The sequence below is a fragment of the Collinsella sp. LCP19S3_D3 genome, from assembly GCF_052121455.1.
Taxonomy (GTDB): Bacteria; Actinomycetota; Coriobacteriia; order Coriobacteriales; family Coriobacteriaceae; genus Collinsella.
In genome coordinates, this window is record NZ_JBQKEF010000017.1 from 30,240 (window position 1) to 47,995 (window position 17,756).

A 17,756-nucleotide genomic window follows, 5' to 3' on the forward strand; every position below is an offset into this window, starting at 1 on the left:
CGTAATCCGCGAGAACATCTCTCGCACTCTTTGGAGGTTTAAGTTGGCTACCCAGAAGATCCGCATTCGCCTCAAGGGCTATGATCACGAGGTCGTCGATCAGTCCGCGAAGCTCATCGTCGAGACCGCTCAGAAGACCGGCGCTCGCGTTTCCGGTCCTGTCCCCCTGCCCACCGAGCGCAACCTCTACACGGTCATCCGCTCGCCGCACAAGGACAAGGACTCCCGTGAGCAGTTCGAGATGCGCACCCACAAGCGCCTCATCGACATCCTCGACCCCACCTCGGGCACCGTTGATTCGCTCATGCGTCTCGACCTCCCCGCCGGCGTCGACATCGACATCAAGCTCTAAGCTTTTTGCTCGATAGTGCGATTTGTAAGGCCGCAGCCCTAAGGGTTGCGGCCTTTCTTTGTATCGATGGGGTAAAGGGTCTACACTACTGAGCTATTCGACAAACGAGTGTATGAGTAAAACTGTTGGGGGCAGATATAGATGGTCGAGTGGATCGTTCGTCGTGCGCAGGGCGACCGTGCGCGCGTGGGCACGTTGGCGGGCGTGGTGTGTATTCTCGCCAATGTGGCACTATGCGCTGCGAAGGGTGCAATTGGCGTGCTGTCGGGATCGGTTTCGATTGTGGCGGACGCCATGAACAACCTGTCCGACGCCAGCTCAAACATCGTGAGCGTGCTTGGCTTTAAGCTGGCGGGCAAGCCGGCAGACCCCGAGCATCCTTACGGCCATGGCCGCTACGAGTATCTCTCGGGTCTGGTCGTGGCGGCGCTCGTGCTGCTCATCGGCCTCGAACTGGTGAAGTCCTCGTTTGAGCGCATCGTCCACCCCGAACCCGTCGAGTTCTCGCTTGCCCTGGTGGCAGTCTTGGCGCTTTCGATGGTTGTTAAGCTGTGGATGGCGGCCCTCAACCAAAAGCTCGGTGACCGTATTGAGTCTGAGACGCTGCATGCGACCGCGCAAGATTCCAAGAACGATGTCCTTGCCACTGGCGCCGTGTTAGCGTGCGCAATTGTTTCGCAGGTGACGCATGTCAATCTTGATGCTTGGGTCGGCCTTGCCGTTGGCGCCTATATTGGCTGGAGCGGTTTTGAGCTCATCCAGGATACGGTGAGCCCGCTTTTGGGTCAGGCGCCCGATCCCAAACTGGTCGAATATATTCGCGGCAAGATCATGAGCTACCCTGGCGTTTTGGGCGTTCATGACCTAATGGTTCACGACTACGGCCCGGGCAGGAAGTTCGCAAGCGCTCACGCCGAGATGGCGGCCGAGGCCAGCCCGCTGGAAAGTCACGACACGCTCGACAACATTGAACAGGCATTTAGGGACGAAGACGACATGATTGTCACGCTTCACTACGATCCCATCGTGACCGATGACCCCAAGGTGGCGAGCATGCGCTTGCGCATTCACGCCATGGCCCAACAGATCGATAGCCGCCTTTCGATTCATGACCTGCGCTGTGTGCCGGGTCCTACGCACACCAACGTGATCTTTGACTGCGTGCGTCCCTCGGATTTGGGCATGGGGTCCGATGAGCTCAAGCACGCGTTGGCCCAGAGGGTCGAATCGGAATTTCCCAAGTCGATTGCCAAGATTACGATCGACGATGACTACGTAGGGCATACCCACGAGTAGGTCTGCGCCGGCAAAGCACGTTATACAGAAGGGGAGAATATGAAGAGGCTGTATCTGCTCCGCCACGGCCAGACGGAATTCAACGTAAAAAAGCTCGTCCAGGGTCGCTGTGATTCACCGCTTACCGATTTGGGCCGTCAACAGGCCCAAGCGGCAGCCGAATGGCTCAAAGCCCACGGCGTCGTCCCCGACAAAGTGGTCTCATCGCCTTTAGGCCGAGCCATGGACACGGCAAGTCTCGTCGCATGCGAGATCCTCGGTCCGGATGCTACTGTCGAGCCCTGCGAAGGCATCATCGAGCGCGGCTATGGGACCTTCGAGGAAGGCCCGCACGACGCATTGCCTACCGACGTTTGGGATCCGGGCGAGGATTTGGTCCCCTTTGGAGGAGAAGGAAGCAAAGCGCTGCAAGAACGCATGGTAGACACCCTCACCAATCTCATGGGCGCCGAGGGCATCGAAACCCTCCTAGCAGTAAGCCACGGCAGCGCCAGCCGCCAATTCATCAAGGCTGCAGCTCCAGAGGGCTTCGAGCTCCCAGCAAAACTCCCCAACTGCGCCATTATGATCTTCGATTTCGACGATGCGCGAGAAGAGGACGATACGCCCCAATGCAAGTTCACCTTGCAGCAAATTGTGGATCCCCAACAAAGTCATTAGCTGAGCGAGCAGAGTTAAGCAGACATCAACGTGTCGTTCCCAGTGTGCGGCGGAGGGGGCGGGCCTGAGACATATTAAGGTTGTCGCGAGTTCCGCACGCAAAGGAAAGCACTAAATGTGCTTTCCGTCTTGCGCAGGACTGTAGAGCAGCAAACTTAATATATTTCGCCGCCCCTCTGCCAAGCCCAGGCGACTCCACGCACTTTACCTGCGTAAACAATGTGAGTGAAATATGAATCTCGATGGATACGCCCGCAGCCGTGTATACTAAACAGCTGTGTGAAACCAGGGGAGTATTCTGGCTGGACAAAATGCCTGCTTAATAGGGTTGTCAGGTAGTCCGGACGCAATACAAGGCTGGGGAGCACGTTGTGTAAGTAGTGGTCCTCTAGGGGCGTACGCTCGGTGGTGTACGCATTGTCCCAAGACCACGCGAGAGTTGGGATCATATCTTGATCAGCATGATTCTCGGCCGCAAGATTGGCATGACCCAGGTTTGGGACGAGAACGACAACGTCGTTCCCGTCACGGTCATCCAGGCTGGCCCCTGCGCTGTCTCGCAGGTTAAAACTCAGGCAACCGACGGCTATGACGCCGTCCAGATCGGTTTCGGCGACATCAAGGCCAAGAACGTGAACAAGCCCATGGCTGGTCACTTCGCCAAGGCCGGCGTCGAGCCTGTCCGCTTCCTTCGTGAGGTCCGCGTCGAGAACGGCGAGGAGCACAAGGTCGGCGAGGTCGTCACCGTCGCTGATTTCGCTGATGTCGAGAAGGTCGACGTCATCGGTACCTCCAAGGGTAAGGGCTTCCAGGGTCGCATCAAGCGCTGGGGTCAGCGCCGCGGTCCTATGACGCATGGTTCTCACTTCCAGCGTCACCCCGGTTCTATCGGTCAGTGCGCCTATCCTGCGCGCGTCCTCAAGGGCGTCAAGATGGCCGGCCACATGGGTAACGAGCGCGTTACCGTCAAGAACCTTTCCGTTGTCCGCATCGATGCCGAGCAGAACCTCATCTTGGTCAAGGGCGCTGTCCCGGGTGCCAAGAATGGTCTCGTCGCCATCCGTATGGCCTAAGGGCCCAGCCCATTTAGCCCAGCGTCATACCAAGGAGAACACTTAAATGGCAAAGTTTGAAGTAAAGAACAGCGAGGGCAAGAAGGTCGCCGAGGCCGAGCTCGCCGCTGAGGTGTACGGCATCGAGCCGAACATCCACGTTATGCACCACATCGTCAAGTGCCAGATGGCCTCTTGGCGTCAGGGCACCCAGTCCGCTAAGGGCCGCTCTGAGGTTTCCGGTGGCGGCAAGAAGCCTTGGCGTCAGAAGGGCACCGGTCGTGCCCGCCAGGGTTCCATCCGTGCTGCCCAGTGGCGTCACGGTGGCGTTGTCTTCGCCCCCAAGCCCCGTTCCTACGCTAAGCGTATGAACAACAAGGAGGTCAAGCTGGCTATGCGCTCTGCGCTGTCCGCCAAGCTGGCCGATGGCGAGCTCGTGCTCGTCGACGACTACGGCTTCGAGAAGCCTTCCACCAAGGCTGCCGTTGCCATGCTCAAGGCTCTTGGCCTTGAGGGCAAGCGTCTGACCATCATCGTTCGCGATGAGGACGTCAACGCCTACCTGTCGTTCCGCAACATTCCCAAGACGTTCATCATCACTGCCGACGAGGCCAACACCTATGATCTCGTCAACAACAACGCTGTGCTGATGCCCGCCGACATCGCCGCTCACTTCGGGGAGGTGCTTGCATAAATGACCGCCCACGAGATCATCATCCGTCCGATCGTGTCCGAGCGTTCCTTCTCCGGCATGGAGCAGAACAAGTACACGTTCGAGGTCGCCAAGGATGCTAACAAGTATCAGATCAAGGACGCTGTCGAGGAGATCTTCGGCGTCAAGGTCGTTCGCGTGAACACCCTGACGGTCAAGCCCAAGACCAAGCGCGTGCGCTATGTCGCCGGCAAGACCCGTTCTTGGAAGAAGGCCATCGTTACGCTGGCCGAGGGCGACACCATCGAGGTCTTTGGCAACCAGGCCTAAGACTCGCTGCTGTTGAGTGAGCTCATGCCTCCCAAATAGGGGAGGCGAGAGCTCAAGGTTTTGGGCGTATAAAATGGACACGCCCGGAACCGTGTATACGTCCGGTGTCATCGCACCCGAGGCAGAACCTCGAATCCCTGTCTGCGATGGCTAACGGATACCTATTGAAAGGGATTGTAATGGCTGTAAAGCACCTTAAGCCGACCTCCGCTGGTAGGCGTTGGCAGACGATCTCCGACTTCTCTGAGATCACCTGCACCAAGCCCGAGAAGTCTCTTCTCGAGCCCCTGCCCAAGAAGGCCGGTCGTAACAACAACGGCCGCATCACCACCCGCCACCAGGGCGGCGGCGTGAAGCGTCGTTGCCGCGTGATCGACTTCAAACGCAACAAGGACGGCGTGCCCGCCAAGGTTGCCACGATCGAGTACGATCCGAACCGTTCCGCTCGCATCGCTCTGCTGCACTATGCTGACGGTGAGAAGCGCTACATCCTGGCCCCCAAGGGCCTCGAGGTCGGTCAGACCGTCATGTCCGGTTCTGACGCCGACATCAAGCCGGGCAACGCTCTGCCCCTCGCCGACATCCCCGTCGGTACGCTCATCCACGCCGTCGAGTTCCAGCCGGGCAAGGGCGCCGCTATCGCCCGTTCCGCCGGTAACTCCTGCCAGCTGATGGGTAAGGAGGGCAAGTACGCCATCGTCCGTATGCCTTCCTCCGAGATGCGCCGCATCCTCGTTACCTGCCGCGCCACCGTCGGTGAGGTCGGCAACGCCGATCACGCCAACATCGTCATCGGCAAGGCCGGCCGTAAGCGTCACATGAACGTGCGCCCGACCGTCCGCGGTACCGTTATGAACCCTGTCGACCACCCGCACGGCGGTGGCGAGGGCAAGAACCACACCTCTGGTCGTCCCTCTGTTACCCCCTGGGGTAAGCCGACGAAGGGCCTTCGTACGCGCAAGAAGAAGAAGGTCTCGAACCAGCACATCATTCGTCGCCGTAAGAAGTAATTTCGGATACCGAGTTTTAGGAGAAAGCACTTATGAGCAGAAGTCTCAAAAAGGGCCCGTTCGTGGAGACTCGCCTTCTCTCGCGTATCACCGCGATGAACGAGGCTGGCAAGAAGGACGTCGTGAAGACCTGGTCCCGCGCGTCCACCATCTTCCCCGAGATGGTTGGTCACACCATCGCCGTCCACGACGGCCGCAAGCATGTGCCCGTGTATGTTACCGAGTCCATGGTTGGTCACAAGCTCGGCGAGTTTGCGCCGACTCGTACGTTCCGTGGCCACAAGGCCAAATAGGGGGTTAACCGTAAATGGCAACTAAGTCTATTGAAACTGAGGCCACCGAGGTTCGCGCCGTCGCTAAGTACGTGCGTGTTTCCCCCAGCAAGGCCCGCCTGGTGGTCGATCTGATCCGCCGCAAGCCTGTCGCTCAGGCCTTCGACATCCTCCACTTCTGCGACCGCGCCGTCGCCGTGGATGTCGAGAAGGTTCTCCGTTCCGCCGTTGCGAACGCCGAGAACAACAACGGTCTGCGTGCCGACAACCTGGTTGTCGCTGCTGCCTATGTTGACGAGGGTCCGACGCTTAAGCGCATCCGTCCCCGCGCCAAGGGTTCCGCTTCTCGCATTCTGAAGCGTACTTCCCACATCACCGTCGTCGTTGCTCCTCGAAAGGAGGCGTAAAGCTGTATGGGTCAGAAAGTCTACCCCACCGGCTTCCGTCTTGGCATCACCGAGAACTGGCGCTCCCGCTGGTTCGCAGAGAAGGATTACGCTAAGACCCTCGGTAACGATCTCGAGATCCGCAAGTACCTCGAGAAGCGTCTCTCCCGCGCAGCTGTCTCCCGCGTCGAGATCGAGCGCGCTGGCGACAAGGTGAAGGTCATCATCTTCACCGCTCGCCCCGGCGTTGTCATCGGTAAGAAGGGTGCCGAGATCGATACCCTCCGCACCGAGCTCGAGAAGGTCGCTGGCGTCTCCAAGGGCCAGCTCTCCGTCGACGTTGTCGAGATCAAGCGCCCCGAGCTCGACGCCAACCTCGTTGCTCAGTCTATCGCTGAGCAGCTCGAGGGCCGCGTTGCCTTCCGTCGCGCCATGCGCAAGGCTGTCCAGTCCGCCCGCAAGGCCGGCGCCAAGGGCATCCGTATCCAGTGTTCCGGTCGTCTCGGCGGTGCCGAGATGGGCCGTCGTGAGTGGTACCGTGAGGGTCGCGTGCCTCTGCACACCCTCCGTGCCAAGATCGACTACGGCACGGCTGTCGCCAGCACCACCATGGGTGCCTGCGGCGTGAAGGTCTGGATCTACCTGGGCGAGAAGCTCCCGGGCCAGCCTGTTCCCAACCCTGCACTCGAGGGCTCTTCCCGTCCTCGTCGTCGTAACTCCGAGAGGAGGGGTCAGTAGTGCTTGCCCCTAAGCGTATTCTTCACCGCAAGGTGCAGCGTGGCTCCATGAAGGGCCAGGCCAAGGGTAATACCGAGCTGCATTTCGGCGAGTTTGGTATCCAGGCTCTCGAGGCCCATTGGATCACCAACCGTCAGATCGAGGCCGCTCGTGTTGCCATGACCCGCTACATGAAGCGTGGCGGTCGTGTCTACATCACGATCTTCCCCGATAAGCCCATCACTAAGAAGCCTGCCGAGACTCGCATGGGTTCTGGTAAGGGTAACCCCGAGGAGTGGGTGGCCGTCGTCAAGCCCGGCCGCATCATGTTCGAGGTCAAGGGCGTGCCCGAGGAGGTCGCTCGCGAGGCTCTGCGTCTGGCGCAGCACAAGCTCCCCATCAAGACCAAGATCGTCGCTAAGCCTGCCGCTACAGAGACGGCCGAGGAGGAGAACTAATGAAGCCCGCAGAGATTCGTGAGCTCTCGGACGCTCAGCTCGTTGAGAAGCTGAAGGAAATGCGCGCCGAGCTCTTTAACCTTCGTTTCCAGATGGCCACCAGCCAGCTGGACAACACCGCTCGCGTCAACACCGTGAAGAAGGACATCGCTCGCGTCCTCACGGAGCAGCGCGCCCGCGAGATCGCAGCGGAGAAGTCCGCTGTCGCCGAGTAGGACCTAAGGAGAGAACATGACTGATTCGCGTAACTCGCGTAAGGTCCGTACGGGTGTCGTTACCTCCGTCTCCGGTGCCAAGACCATCGTTGTCACCATCACCGAGCGCAAGCGTCACCCCAAGTACGGCAAGATGATGACCAGCTCCAAGAAGCTGCACGCTCACGACGAGGAGTGCACGGCTGGCGTGGGCGACACCGTCCGCGTTATGGAGACCCGTCCTATGTCCAAGATGAAGCGTTGGCGCCTCATCGAGGTCGTCGAGCGCGCTAAATAAGCAGTCGCTCTTACGACTTGTACGTTTCCGAAGATGTGCGTATGCCTGGCTTGCATACCACGGGCCGTATAAAGGCTGCGCACCTCTCTTCGGTTCTTAGTTCGGAGGAACATCTACCATGATTCAGATGCAAACCATGCTGAACGTCGCCGACAACTCCGGCGCTCGCAAGATTCGCTGCATCAAGGTGCTTGGCGGTTCCAAGCGTCGTTATGCAGGCATCGGCGATGTGTTCATCGGTGCTGTCCAGGAGGCTACCCCTGGCGCCAACGTCAAGAAGAAGGACGTTGTCCGTTGCGTCGTCGTTCGCACCGTTAAGGAGATCCGCCGCAAGGATGGCTCCTACATTCGCTTTGATGATAACGCCTGCGTTGTCATCAACAACGATGGTTCGCCCGTCGGCACCCGTATCTTCGGGCCCGTCGCTCGCGAGCTTCGTGACAAGAAGTACATGAAGATCGTCTCGCTCGCTCCCGAGACCCTGTAGTTAGGGGAGATATATGTATATCAAGAAGGGCGATAAGGTCCAGGTTCTCTCTGGTAAGGATCGCGGCAAGCAGGGCGTTGTCCTGCGTGCTCTCCCCGCCGAGAACAAGGTCGTTGTCGAGGGCGTTTCGGTCGTCAAGAAGGCCGTCAAGCCCAACGCTGCCAACCAGCAGGGCGGCATCGTTTCGCAGGAGGCTCCTATCGATGCCTCCAACGTCAATCTCGTTTGCCCCGAGTGCGGTAAGGTTACCCGCGTCGGTCACGAGAAGGACGGCAAGAACAAGCTGCGCGTCTGCAAGAAGTGCGGCCACAAGTTCTAAGCTGCCCGCAACATCTAAGTTGCTAGCAAAGGCCCGGATGCCACGGCACCCGGGCCTTTTTCTATCCCTACTCATTGGGGACAGACTCATTGGGGACAGACATAAATGACTAGTCGTTGGGGACGTTCTTAAACGGCTAGTTGATGGGGACAGTCTTGCCACGAAAGCGTCGTACGGGGAACGCCCCCAGGTTTCGGCAGCCTGGGACAGTCCCTATGTGCCGGCAGTTAGGGATGGTCTTTTGATGTCTGATGCCCCTAGGGGGCAGAGTAAGACAGCCTGCTTTCCTTTAGGGGTTTTGGTGTTCCGCCTTTTTCTGCATCATAACGATCGATGCATGCGTATTTACGCGCAGAGTCTTGCGCGATAATGCGCATAGCCGCGCAAATATCTGCTAATTATGGTTTAATAATAACCGATAAACAAATAAACACGCAAATACAAGCAAATGCGCGCATATTTGTGCGAATATAAGGCTGTTGGAAATGAAGAACTTCCGGTGACTCAGGAGGCACATGATGACAGATTCCAAACAGGCCCCGCTCGACGCCGAAGCAGCCGCTAAGGCGGCGTTTGCCTCGGTCCAGGATCAGCCGTTCCCTAACGACATCTTTACGGCTCCCGAGCTTCGCTGGGCCGTGATCGGATGCGGCGTTATCGCCAACCAGATGGCCCAGTCTCTCGCCCTTGCCGGCCGCAAGCTTGCGGGCGTCGCCAACCGTACGCTTTCCAAGGCCCAGGCTTTTGCCGAGCAGTATGGCGTCGAGAAGGTGTACGAGACGGTTGAGGACCTCTACGCCGATCCCGACATCGACGCCGTTTATATCACCACGCCGCATAACACGCATATCACCTACCTGCGCGCCGCTCTGGCAGCTGGCAAGCACGTGCTCTGCGAGAAGGCCATCACCCTCAACTCCGCCGAGCTCGACGAAGCGCGTGCCATTGCCGACGAGCATAACGTGGTTCTTATGGACGCCACCACGGTGCTCCACATGCCCTTGTATCGGGAGCTGCGCCGCCGCATGGATGCCGGCGAGTTTGGCCGCATGAACCTCGCTCAGCTCAACTTTGGCAGCTACAAGGAATACGGCGACCTGACCAACCGTTTCTACAATCGCAACCTTGCTGGCGGTGCCATGCTCGATATTGGCGTGTATGCCCTGTCCGTCATGCGCCTCTTTATGGCAAGCCAGCCTGTTGAGGTCGTTTCGCTCGGCAACACCTGTGAGACCGGCGTTGACGTTGCGGGCGGCATCGTCTGCCGTAATGCCGAGCAGCAGCTGGGCGTGGTGAGCCTTACACTTCACTCCAAGCAGCCCAAGCGCTCGGTCATCAGCTTTGACAAGTGCTATATCGAGGTCAACGAGTATCCCCGCGCCGATCACGCGACCATCGTGTGGACTGCGGACGGGCACCGTGAGGAGGTCCACACCGGCACCGAGGCATACGCTCTGTGCTACGAGATGGCCGACCTGGAGAAGGCCGTTGCCGGCGATGATTCGAAGCGCGCGCTTCTGGATTATGCTTCTGATGTTATGGAGCTTATGACCAAGCTCCGCGCCGACTGGGGAGTCGTGTACCCCGAGGAGGAGTAAGCGATGCTTGCGGAGGATAGGCTCAACGCGATCGTGTCGATGGTCCAGCAGGCTGGCTCGGTTACTGTGCAAGAGCTTGCCGATACCCTGGGCGTGACGGCGTCTACCATTCGGCGCGACCTGCAGACGCTCGATCGAGCACACCGTATCGCCAAGGTCCACGGCGGAGCGACGAGTCTTGAGCGCGCACACGTGACGCGCGACCTAACGCTCAATGAGCGCAGCGACCTCCATAACGACGATAAGGAGCGTATCTGCGCCCGTGCGGCGGCGCTGGTGGAGCCCGAGAGCTTTGTATACATCGACTCGGGCTCGACGACGCTCAAGCTCATCGAGCATCTTCCACACCTTGAAGATGTCACCTATGTGACCGATTCCGTGCTCCATGCTCAGCACCTCGCTTTGCGCGGCATGCGTACCGTGGTACTGGGCGGCGAGCTCAAGCCCGAGACCGAAGCACTCGTTGGCCCCGATGCCTTGGCAACCTTAGACCGCTACAACTTCAACTGTGGCTTTTGGGGTTCTAACGGCATTGCCGCCGAGCAGGGCTTCACGGCGCCCGATATCGAGGAGGCGCAGGTTAAGCGCATCTCGATGCGCCATACGGCCAGGCGCTTTGTAATCTCGGACGCCAGTAAATTTGGCATGGTGGCGCCCGTCAAGTTCGCAGATTTTCGCGACGCAACGATTATTACCGCGGGCGAGGTACCCGCCAAGTATCGGGCAATGGACAACGTCATCACGGTCTAGCAAGCAGGAGCAGGCCAAGGCCAAAACCATCACAAAGGTGCCTGTCCCCATTGTGGTGGTTCGTAACGAAAACCGAGTAGTTTTCTCAATAGAAAAGCGGCAACGTCCATCACAGGCGTTGTCGCTTTCGTTGTCCGCCGGTTTGTCTAAGTCTGTAACAACTGGACCGTTAAAAGTGGGTTAGTTGTTACAGATTGAGATACTTCCGAACCGCACCATCCCTTTGTCTCAATCTGTAACATCTGGGACCGATTTTGCCGAGTTATTGTTACAGATCGAGATTTTCCCTTGAGGGGGATTTGAATGTCTCGATCTGTAACAGATAGACCGGAAAATGGGTTCTAACTGTTACAGATCGAGACGTTTTGGCGCCGCGGCTGAGCCATCGTGGCGGCTTGACGTTTGCCCAGATAAAACCTGCCAAAATAAACCTGTCCCTTTTTGGCAGGTTTTAGGGCTCCCAGGGGCAGGGGGCTTCGATGTAGATGTGCTCGCCGGTTACGGGATGGGTAAAGGATACGCTGTGGGCGTGGAGCATGAGGCCACAGGGGCGCGGCGTTCCGTACAGGTCGTCGCCAACCAGGGGATGGCGCTCGCTTGCCAGGTGCACGCGGATCTGGTGTTTGCGGCCCGTGAGCAGCTCAACATCGATATACGAACGGGTGGGCAGGCCTCGGCGGCTCTTAAGGCGCTTGAGCACCTTCACGCGCGTCTGCGACGGCTTGCCGCTGGCACCGACGCGCATCTTGCGGCTATCGTGGCGGTCGCGGGCGATGGGCTTGTCGATGAGCTTTTCGTTCCAGTCGATCTTGCCCTCGGCGAGCGCCAGATAGTGCTTTTCGAAGGCGTGGTCGATGACCATCTGGTCAAAGGCGGGCTGCGTCTGCTTGTCGAGCGAGAACAACACCACGCCGGTAGTGTCGCGGTCCAAGCGGTTGAGCGGCTGCATGTCGGTCGCGGCAAAGCCGTCGCCCATCGCCAGCAAAAGGTCGCTGGCATAGTCGGTAAGCGTGCGCTCGCCGGTGCCGTCGCCGTGGACGATCATGCCGGCGGGCTTATCGATGGCCATGAGCCAGGCGTCGCAGTAGAGGACTTGGGGTTCTTCGTTCACGTGTAAGCCTTTCGGTTAGCTAATTCCCACAAACATGCAGCCCGAAGTGGCGCCGCGCAGGCGGGCGGCGGGCTTACGGCCGGCCTGCGCGGCCTCGACGGCTCGACGGACGCGGGCGACGGCGCGGCCAATCTCATCGGCCTCGAGCAGGGTTCCGTCGACCATGAGACGGCGCACGCCGGCGTCGAGCAGCTGTGGAACCTGCGGTGTGAGGTCGATGGGGTAGGCGTCGTACAGGCGCGAGCGGCCGTGGATATCGGTACGCACCGGCATGACCTTGCCGTCGATATTCTTGAGCGACAGCTTGCGGGCGCGCATGCGGCAGTGGGCGCAATCGTGGATGCAGCCATTGGCCACCTGCAGGATACAGTGCTCGCTCGTCATAACGCGCGGGCGGCCGAAAACGGTGATGCCCAGGGCTGCGGGCGCGGAGGTACCAAGCGAGATAATCTCGTCGAGCGTGATCTCGAGCGAGAGCCAAAACGCCCCGGCTCCGCGCTCGGCGAGTGCCTCCATGCAAGGCGTGTTGTGCACGGGCAGGCAAGAGCGAATCTCGGCCGTGGCACCAACCTGGGCGGCCAGGGCAAGTTCAGAGATGTTGCCAATAGCGACCGTGGCACCGGCAACAACCCACGGGTCGACGCGCGCGTGGTCGACGGCGCGGCAGACCTCATCGAGCACGGGAACAATACCCTGCTCAAACGCATCGGCGGGGGAGAGCTCGGCCGCATCGAGCGCGTCGGTGGTCATGTAGATGCGCGCGGCTCCCTCCGCGCGCGCTGCCTCGGCGGCGTCGAGCGAGGTGACGGTGGCGCAGATCTGAGGCTCATCGCGGTAGTGCTCGGGCGCGGGGCGGGAATCACTGGTGACAATCGCCGGCAGCTCGAGCGTTTTCGCGCGCTCCTCGTAAGGCGCCAGAATGGCCTTCTCGAGCGCCTTGCAAGCGGCGGCGCGCACCTTGTGCACAGCGGAGAAACCCATGCCACAGCCCTCATCGAGCACCACGTCAAAGCTCGCGGCCTCAAAGGGCGAGGAACCCATGCGGCCCACATGCTCCACCAGATCGGATGCCTCGACGGCGCGGGTCTTGGCGGCCTCGACGGTAAAGCCGGTGGCGGTGGCGGTGAGCGTGGGGTCGTCGCAGCAGGTGAGCGTGACGGTAAACGGCTCGCCTAGGCGCGCCGCGACGGACACGTCTACGGCGCGGCGGCGCAGCACGTCGCGCTTGAGCGCGGCGCCGGCAGCGTCAATGGCGCGCTGGCTGCGAATCACACGCACGCGGCAGCCCTCGGGCATACTACGGGGAACGCGGCACTCGATGATGTCGCCGGCGGCGGCATCATCGGCGGCGATGGTGGTCAGGAATTGGTCGAACTCATCGTCGTGACGAAGCTCCAACAGGTCGCCCTTGCCCACGGGCTCAAACAGCTCAATGCGGGCGATGGCGGCGCGGCGACGACGGTCGTCGGGTTTGAGCCCGCGCACGTCGCGGTTGGCCATACGGCTGCCCAGCACCGTGCCCACAATCTGGCCGCGGTTGTTGGAGCGCTCGTAACTCATCATCTCGTCGCCCGAGGTGCCGTCCTGATAGGCGTGCGTAAAGTCGCGGTTAAAGCAGCGCTTGAGTTGGCGCTGGCGAGCGGCGTCCTCGTCCTTATCTACGACGGCCCCGGCCAGCATGTCATCGATCTGATGACGATACACATCGACGATGGAGTACACGTAATCGGGCGCCTTCATGCGGCCTTCGAGCTTGAGCGATGCGGCGCCGGCGTCATACAGGCGGCGAACAAGCTGTGAAGTGTTGGTATCGCGCGGGCATAGCGCGCGCTCGCGACCGGCAGGGGAGAGCGAGTGGCCGTTTTCGTCAATTAGCTCGTAAGGCAGGCGACAGGGCTGGGCGCACATGCCGCGGTTGGCCGAGCGGCCCGCCATGGCAAAGCTCGAGAGCAGGCACAGGCCCGAGTAGCAAAAGCAGATGGCGCCGTGGCTAAAGACCTCCAGGTCAACGTCGGGCGCGGCGTCGTGGATGGCGGCGATCTCGTCGATGGAAAGCTCGCGCGAGAGGGTCACGCGGTCGGCGCCCTGCTCGCGGCACCAGATGGTTCCGCGGTCATCGTGGATGTTCGCCTGGGTCGAGATATGGGTCTCGATGCCGGGCATGGTGCGCTTGACCTCAAAGAACAGGCCCCAGTCCTGGATGATAAAGGCGTCGGCGCCCAGCGTGGAGCAGCGATGGATGAGCTGCAGCGCATCGCTCATCTCGGACTGCTTGATGACGATGTTGACCGTGACGTAGACGCGCGAGCCGGCCAGGTGCGCGGCGCGGCAGGCCTGTTCAAAGGCCTCATCGGTAAAGTTGGTGGCCTTGCGGCGGGCGTTGAAGCTGCCCATGCCGCAGTAGATGGCGTCTGCCCCGGCGGCGAGCGCGGCGGCAAAGGGCTCCGGGCCTCCGGCGGGGGCCAGAAGCTCGGGCCTGCGGTTGGTGGTTCGGCTGGCGGTTGCGGTCATATCCTGCCTTTCAAAATGCTCAGATACCCAAAAGTATAGTGGCGCCGTCGCGATGGGCGATGCCCGCAGCCTAAGCAGGACAAAGTCTTCAGTAGCCTGGGCTGGCTGACCCCGTGGAGAACCGTTCAGCGGTTCGGGGAAACCGTTGGGCGATAAAATATTCTCGCATTCTGATAATTATCTTGCAGCAGGCGAAATCATCCCCTACTATCCCAATCAAGCGCGGTGTTCAGACCGAACTGTGCCTCCCGGTGCGAACGCCGCGCTCACGCTCTCTATTTGATCGTAAGGAGAAAAACATGAGCAAGACCGTCGTGTCTTCCGATAACGCGCCCGCAGCCATCGGCCCGTATTCCCCCGGTATCCAGACCGGCAACATGGTGTTCCTGTCCGGCCAGCTGGGCATCGATCCCGTGACCGGCAAGCTGCCCGAGGGCATCGAGGCCCAGACCAAGCAGTCCCTCGCCAACGTCGAAGCCCTGCTGACCGCTGCCGGCGCTACGTTTGCCGATGTCGTCAAGACCACGGTCTACCTGGCTGACATCGCCGACTTTGCCGCCGTGAACGAGATTTATGCCTCCAAGTTTGAGGCCCCGTTCCCCGCGCGCAGCGCTTTCCAGGTTGCCGCTCTTCCGGCTGGCGGTCTGGTCGAGATCGAGGTCGTCGCCGCTCTCTAAGGCGTTGGCAACAACTAAACATGACATGCAAAAAGACCCTGCAGCGCGTGTGAGCTGCAGGGTCTTTTGTCACGTGACGGATCGCTTGCGGAGCCACCAAGGGCAGTCTTTTTGGGACGGGGCCATTTTAGCTACCCCTATATGCAGGATTGATTTTACTTGCGGCTCATCGAAATCGTGGGCAGAGGGAGGGTAGCTAAAATAGCCCCGTCCCAAAAAGACTGCCCGCGCTCCATTTTGCTCGTTAGCCCTCCTTGCGAACTTTTTGCAGGTAGCGGTAGACGCTGGGCTCCGAGATGCCCAGCGAGGTGGCAGCGCAGGCAACAGCGCCCTTGAGCATAAATACGCCGTTGCCGTTAAGGTGGCGAATAACGTCCACGCGATCGGCCTGCCCAAGCGAGGCGACATCCTGGCCGCGGCTTTCGAGCAATTCGGAAATGCTGCGGTCGATGAGCTCCTGCGTGGACTCCGAAAGGCGTTCGATCTCGATGGGGGAGGGCTCCGCCTGCCTTGGCACGGCGTCGAAGCAGGCCATGAGCTGCTGAGCCATGGCGTTGATGGAGCGTACCGTGGAAAGATCGGTGTTGACACAGAGCATGCCGACGATCTCGTTATCCTCGCGAATAAAGTACGATGCGGATTCCAACGCCTTGCCACCGGCACCGCGCCCCTCGTAGCCCGTAGTAAACGGCAGGTCGCGATACTTGGGATCGTGCATGATCTTGAGTGCCAGATCGGTGGCGGGACCGCCGACCTTGCGGCCGCTTACGATGCCGTTGCGGATATCGACGATGGCGTGGTCGGGATCCGAGAAATCGTGCAGCACGATTTCGCTGTTTTTGCCGAGTATCTGCTCCAGGAAATCGACCATCGGCAAAAAGCGACGTATAGTCTCGTTCACGGGCAACTCCTTTGGATGAAATCGGAAGTTTCATAACAATTTTTTCTCATGGTAACACGGTGTCTATTGACTCGTATATTCGCAGGTACATTGCGTAATACAGACGAACGGTAGGATTTTGGCGGTAAGCGGTCGACCAAAAGAAATGTTAGATGTTATTTTGACCAGACACTTTCCTGACCTTCGGAAATGCGTTGTCTCAGCTGAAAAATAGTCTGATAACAAAAAATTATTATTGAGAATGAGAAAATTCTTTAATACGATATTCACCGAAGGCACAACCTCAACCCCGCACTGCGTCACAATAGAGCGCTAGATGCGAAAACAACTACTTCGAGGATTGGTGGTCAAATGGCCCAGGAGACGGTTACGAACGGCACTGAAGCCCTGTTCACTCGCGAAGGCATGCCGCCCGTTAAGGAAATGATTCCGTGTGCCCTTCAGCACGTACTGGCATCGTTTGCCGGCATCATTACCCCGGCGGTCATCATGGCCGGCGTCTACGGCTTTAACAGCCAGCAGAGCACCGACATCATTCAGGTGGCGCTCATTCTTTCGGCAATCGACACGGCCCTTCAGGCCTTCGCTCCCTTCCGTCGCATCGGCGGCGGCCTGCCCATCGTCATGGGCGTCTCGTTCGCGTTCCTGCCGGCCCTGCAGGCTATGGGTGCTTCGGGCTTTAGCTTTGGTGCGCTGCTGGGCGGCGAGATTGTCGGCGGTGCCGTCGCGGTCCTCTTTGGCCTGGGTATCTGGATGGCCAGCGGTTGCCTTGCCGGCGAGGGCATGCCCACCTGGGTGTCCACCGTCATCGGCTCCAATGCCGTAACCCCCACCGCCATCATGGCCATTGTCCTTAACCTGATCCTTCCGCAGACGCTGGTCGTGGCTCAGCACATCGATGCTGCCAAGGACGCTGCCGTGGATCTGGTCTTGCCCGAGAGCAAGAAGTAACCAATTTGGTGCTATTCGTCGGCGGACGCATCGCCTCGTCCGCCGACGCCATGCGGCGCCAAGCCGCACTTCAAAGGGTTTGTCCCGTGGGTAAAATAAGGCTGACGGCAGCCCAAGTGGTGAAGAGCTGGGCAGTGTCGTTGTTTAGATTAAGGGGTCGATGCCTTAACGGCGTCGACCCCTCTTTTTATGCTTCGGACGCTGCTTGAGTGCCTCGGAAAGTCCGATGAGCGCTGTGAGGAGCGAGACCAGAGCGGTCAGGAGCTTCCGGAACGGTCCGTGTGCGGTGGTGTACCGCCCCTTTTGCGTGCGCCGCTTGTCGAATTACGTTATAGCTAGCTATATTATCGGAAAGTATAATATAGCTAGCTATAACGTAAAGGAAGCTGAGGGTCCGTCCTGTGTTGTTGGTGACGGGGCTTTGCCCGATCGCGTGGTCTTTAGCATTTGCGGTTGAGTGCTCCGTGGATGTTGAGTGGTGGCTGGAGTAGAGCGACGAGTTGAGCGAACGCAGGAGCGGGCGCCGAGGCCTCGTTACTGAAAATTCATTTGTTAAACCTGGCAACCGTGGGTAGAATAAAGTCGACGGCAGCCCAAGGGTGATAGCTGGGCAGCGCCGTTGCTTTGATCAAGGGGTCAATGCCTTAACGGCGTCGACCCCTCTAATATGAGAAAGCCATTGTCAATAGGCGTGTTTGTTCGAGCCCGGTTTTAAACCGGGCTTTTTCGTTTCCCGTCGGGAGGGCCCGCGCACGCTGCACGTTTAGTCGACGC

At 59.6% G+C, this 17,756-nt stretch carries 22 protein-coding genes; 19 read left to right on the plus strand and 3 right to left on the minus strand.

What is annotated here, in order from left to right:
- Positions 1 to 43: 43 nt before the first annotated feature.
- The 17 genes from rpsJ (at position 44) to ACTQXM_RS07375 (ending at position 10,831) form a co-directional block, all read left to right on the plus strand.
- A complete protein-coding gene (gene rpsJ, locus ACTQXM_RS07295) occupies positions 44 to 352 on the plus strand; it encodes a 30S ribosomal protein S10 (protein WP_427717612.1) in 309 nt (102 codons plus the stop codon).
- Between the two features lie 141 nt (positions 353 to 493).
- The gene (locus tag ACTQXM_RS07300; RefSeq protein ID WP_441537437.1) at positions 494 to 1,648 is read left to right on the plus strand and encodes a cation diffusion facilitator family transporter; all 1,155 of its coding nucleotides are present in this window, start codon (positions 494 to 496) and stop codon (positions 1,646 to 1,648) included.
- Between the two features lie 39 nt (positions 1,649 to 1,687).
- Positions 1,688 to 2,308 carry a histidine phosphatase family protein gene (locus ACTQXM_RS07305; protein ID WP_441537438.1) on the plus strand — a complete coding sequence of 207 codons (621 nt, stop codon included), beginning with the start codon at positions 1,688 to 1,690 and terminating at the stop codon, positions 2,306 to 2,308.
- Between the two features lie 452 nt (positions 2,309 to 2,760).
- Positions 2,761 to 3,381, plus strand: coding sequence for a 50S ribosomal protein L3 (rplC, locus tag ACTQXM_RS07310; RefSeq protein ID WP_089572481.1), 621 nt, complete (start codon positions 2,761 to 2,763; stop codon positions 3,379 to 3,381).
- Positions 3,382 to 3,427: 46 nt separating this feature from the next.
- Entirely contained in the window at positions 3,428 to 4,054 is a 627-nt protein-coding gene (rplD, locus tag ACTQXM_RS07315) for a 50S ribosomal protein L4 (RefSeq protein ID WP_006235032.1), read from the plus strand.
- Complete coding sequence (gene rplW, locus ACTQXM_RS07320) at positions 4,055 to 4,342, plus strand: 50S ribosomal protein L23 (RefSeq protein ID WP_006235033.1); 288 nt, start codon at positions 4,055 to 4,057, stop codon at positions 4,340 to 4,342.
- Positions 4,343 to 4,521: 179 nt separating this feature from the next.
- Positions 4,522 to 5,352, plus strand: coding sequence for a 50S ribosomal protein L2 (gene rplB / locus ACTQXM_RS07325; RefSeq protein WP_441547634.1), 831 nt, complete (start codon positions 4,522 to 4,524; stop codon positions 5,350 to 5,352).
- 32 nt (positions 5,353 to 5,384) lie between these two features.
- On the plus strand, positions 5,385 to 5,645 hold the full coding sequence (gene rpsS, locus ACTQXM_RS07330; protein WP_006235035.1) for a 30S ribosomal protein S19: 261 nt from the start codon (positions 5,385 to 5,387) through the stop codon (positions 5,643 to 5,645).
- Between the two features lie 14 nt (positions 5,646 to 5,659).
- A complete protein-coding gene (gene rplV / locus ACTQXM_RS07335; protein ID WP_006235036.1) occupies positions 5,660 to 6,031 on the plus strand; it encodes a 50S ribosomal protein L22 in 372 nt (123 codons plus the stop codon).
- Positions 6,032 to 6,037: 6 nt separating this feature from the next.
- On the plus strand, positions 6,038 to 6,748 hold the full coding sequence (gene rpsC, locus ACTQXM_RS07340; protein WP_154514689.1) for a 30S ribosomal protein S3: 711 nt from the start codon (positions 6,038 to 6,040) through the stop codon (positions 6,746 to 6,748).
- Positions 6,748 to 7,185: a 50S ribosomal protein L16 gene (gene rplP, locus ACTQXM_RS07345; RefSeq protein WP_427727118.1), complete on the plus strand. Its 438-nt coding sequence runs from the start codon at positions 6,748 to 6,750 to the stop codon at positions 7,183 to 7,185. Before rpsC ends, rplP begins: the two co-directional genes overlap by 1 nt.
- On the plus strand, positions 7,185 to 7,400 hold the full coding sequence (gene rpmC, locus ACTQXM_RS07350) for a 50S ribosomal protein L29 (RefSeq protein WP_006235039.1): 216 nt from the start codon (positions 7,185 to 7,187) through the stop codon (positions 7,398 to 7,400). The genes rplP and rpmC overlap by 1 nt, the downstream gene beginning before the upstream one ends.
- Positions 7,401 to 7,416: 16 nt before the next feature.
- Entirely contained in the window at positions 7,417 to 7,677 is a 261-nt protein-coding gene (gene rpsQ / locus ACTQXM_RS07355) for a 30S ribosomal protein S17 (RefSeq protein ID WP_006235040.1), read from the plus strand.
- Between the two features lie 118 nt (positions 7,678 to 7,795).
- Positions 7,796 to 8,164: a 50S ribosomal protein L14 gene (gene rplN, locus ACTQXM_RS07360; RefSeq protein WP_117734331.1), complete on the plus strand. Its 369-nt coding sequence runs from the start codon at positions 7,796 to 7,798 to the stop codon at positions 8,162 to 8,164.
- A 13-nt stretch (positions 8,165 to 8,177) separates the two neighbouring features.
- Positions 8,178 to 8,483 carry a 50S ribosomal protein L24 gene (gene rplX, locus ACTQXM_RS07365; protein WP_006235043.1) on the plus strand — a complete coding sequence of 102 codons (306 nt, stop codon included), beginning with the start codon at positions 8,178 to 8,180 and terminating at the stop codon, positions 8,481 to 8,483.
- 518 nt (positions 8,484 to 9,001) lie between these two features.
- A complete protein-coding gene (locus ACTQXM_RS07370; protein ID WP_441537439.1) occupies positions 9,002 to 10,081 on the plus strand; it encodes a Gfo/Idh/MocA family protein in 1,080 nt (359 codons plus the stop codon).
- Between the two features lie 3 nt (positions 10,082 to 10,084).
- Entirely contained in the window at positions 10,085 to 10,831 is a 747-nt protein-coding gene (locus ACTQXM_RS07375; RefSeq protein ID WP_427727123.1) for a DeoR/GlpR family DNA-binding transcription regulator, read from the plus strand.
- Between the two features lie 451 nt (positions 10,832 to 11,282).
- Here the strand turns inward: ACTQXM_RS07375 and ACTQXM_RS07380 are convergent, their stop codons facing one another.
- Positions 11,283 to 11,942, minus strand: coding sequence for an RluA family pseudouridine synthase (locus ACTQXM_RS07380; RefSeq protein WP_441038833.1), 660 nt, complete (start codon positions 11,940 to 11,942; stop codon positions 11,283 to 11,285).
- Positions 11,943 to 11,957: 15 nt separating this feature from the next.
- Positions 11,958 to 14,453: a DUF3656 domain-containing U32 family peptidase gene (locus tag ACTQXM_RS07385; RefSeq protein ID WP_441537440.1), complete on the minus strand. Its 2,496-nt coding sequence runs from the start codon at positions 14,451 to 14,453 to the stop codon at positions 11,958 to 11,960.
- A gap of 299 nt (positions 14,454 to 14,752) precedes the next feature.
- Between ACTQXM_RS07385 and ACTQXM_RS07390 the strand changes: the two genes are divergently transcribed.
- Positions 14,753 to 15,130, plus strand: a complete 378-nt coding sequence (locus ACTQXM_RS07390; protein ID WP_441537441.1) for a RidA family protein — start codon at positions 14,753 to 14,755, stop codon at positions 15,128 to 15,130.
- Positions 15,131 to 15,374: 244 nt separating this feature from the next.
- Here the strand turns inward: ACTQXM_RS07390 and ACTQXM_RS07395 are convergent, their stop codons facing one another.
- Entirely contained in the window at positions 15,375 to 16,031 is a 657-nt protein-coding gene (locus ACTQXM_RS07395) for a helix-turn-helix transcriptional regulator (RefSeq protein WP_441537442.1), read from the minus strand.
- A gap of 351 nt (positions 16,032 to 16,382) precedes the next feature.
- On the opposite strand from ACTQXM_RS07395, the gene ACTQXM_RS07400 reads away from it, so the two are divergent.
- The gene (locus tag ACTQXM_RS07400; protein WP_441537443.1) at positions 16,383 to 16,982 is read left to right on the plus strand and encodes a solute carrier family 23 protein; all 600 of its coding nucleotides are present in this window, start codon (positions 16,383 to 16,385) and stop codon (positions 16,980 to 16,982) included.
- Positions 16,983 to 17,756 lie beyond the last annotated feature (774 nt).

Excerpts from the sequence above, each read along its gene's own strand:
- rplN (WP_117734331.1), top strand. The coding sequence starts at position 7,796 with ATGATTCAGATGCAAACCATGCTGAACGTCGCCGACAACTCCGGCGCT.
- ACTQXM_RS07375 (WP_427727123.1), top strand. The coding sequence starts at position 10,085 with ATGCTTGCGGAGGATAGGCTCAACGCGATCGTGTCGATGGTCCAGCAG.
- rpsC (WP_154514689.1), top strand. The coding sequence starts at position 6,038 with ATGGGTCAGAAAGTCTACCCCACCGGCTTCCGTCTTGGCATCACCGAG.
- rpsS (WP_006235035.1), top strand. The coding sequence starts at position 5,385 with ATGAGCAGAAGTCTCAAAAAGGGCCCGTTCGTGGAGACTCGCCTTCTC.
- rplV (WP_006235036.1), top strand. The coding sequence starts at position 5,660 with ATGGCAACTAAGTCTATTGAAACTGAGGCCACCGAGGTTCGCGCCGTC.
- rpsQ (WP_006235040.1), top strand. The coding sequence starts at position 7,417 with ATGACTGATTCGCGTAACTCGCGTAAGGTCCGTACGGGTGTCGTTACC.
- ACTQXM_RS07300 (WP_441537437.1), top strand. The coding sequence starts at position 494 with ATGGTCGAGTGGATCGTTCGTCGTGCGCAGGGCGACCGTGCGCGCGTG.
- ACTQXM_RS07305 (WP_441537438.1), top strand. The coding sequence starts at position 1,688 with ATGAAGAGGCTGTATCTGCTCCGCCACGGCCAGACGGAATTCAACGTA.
- rplW (WP_006235033.1), top strand. The coding sequence starts at position 4,055 with ATGACCGCCCACGAGATCATCATCCGTCCGATCGTGTCCGAGCGTTCC.
- ACTQXM_RS07370 (WP_441537439.1), top strand. The coding sequence starts at position 9,002 with ATGACAGATTCCAAACAGGCCCCGCTCGACGCCGAAGCAGCCGCTAAG.
- rplX (WP_006235043.1), top strand. The coding sequence starts at position 8,178 with ATGTATATCAAGAAGGGCGATAAGGTCCAGGTTCTCTCTGGTAAGGAT.
- ACTQXM_RS07385 (WP_441537440.1), bottom strand. The coding sequence starts at position 14,453 with ATGACCGCAACCGCCAGCCGAACCACCAACCGCAGGCCCGAGCTTCTG.
- rpmC (WP_006235039.1), top strand. The coding sequence starts at position 7,185 with ATGAAGCCCGCAGAGATTCGTGAGCTCTCGGACGCTCAGCTCGTTGAG.
- rplD (WP_006235032.1), top strand. The coding sequence starts at position 3,428 with ATGGCAAAGTTTGAAGTAAAGAACAGCGAGGGCAAGAAGGTCGCCGAG.
- ACTQXM_RS07400 (WP_441537443.1), top strand. The coding sequence starts at position 16,383 with ATGGCCCAGGAGACGGTTACGAACGGCACTGAAGCCCTGTTCACTCGC.
- rplB (WP_441547634.1), top strand. The coding sequence starts at position 4,522 with ATGGCTGTAAAGCACCTTAAGCCGACCTCCGCTGGTAGGCGTTGGCAG.
- ACTQXM_RS07390 (WP_441537441.1), top strand. The coding sequence starts at position 14,753 with ATGAGCAAGACCGTCGTGTCTTCCGATAACGCGCCCGCAGCCATCGGC.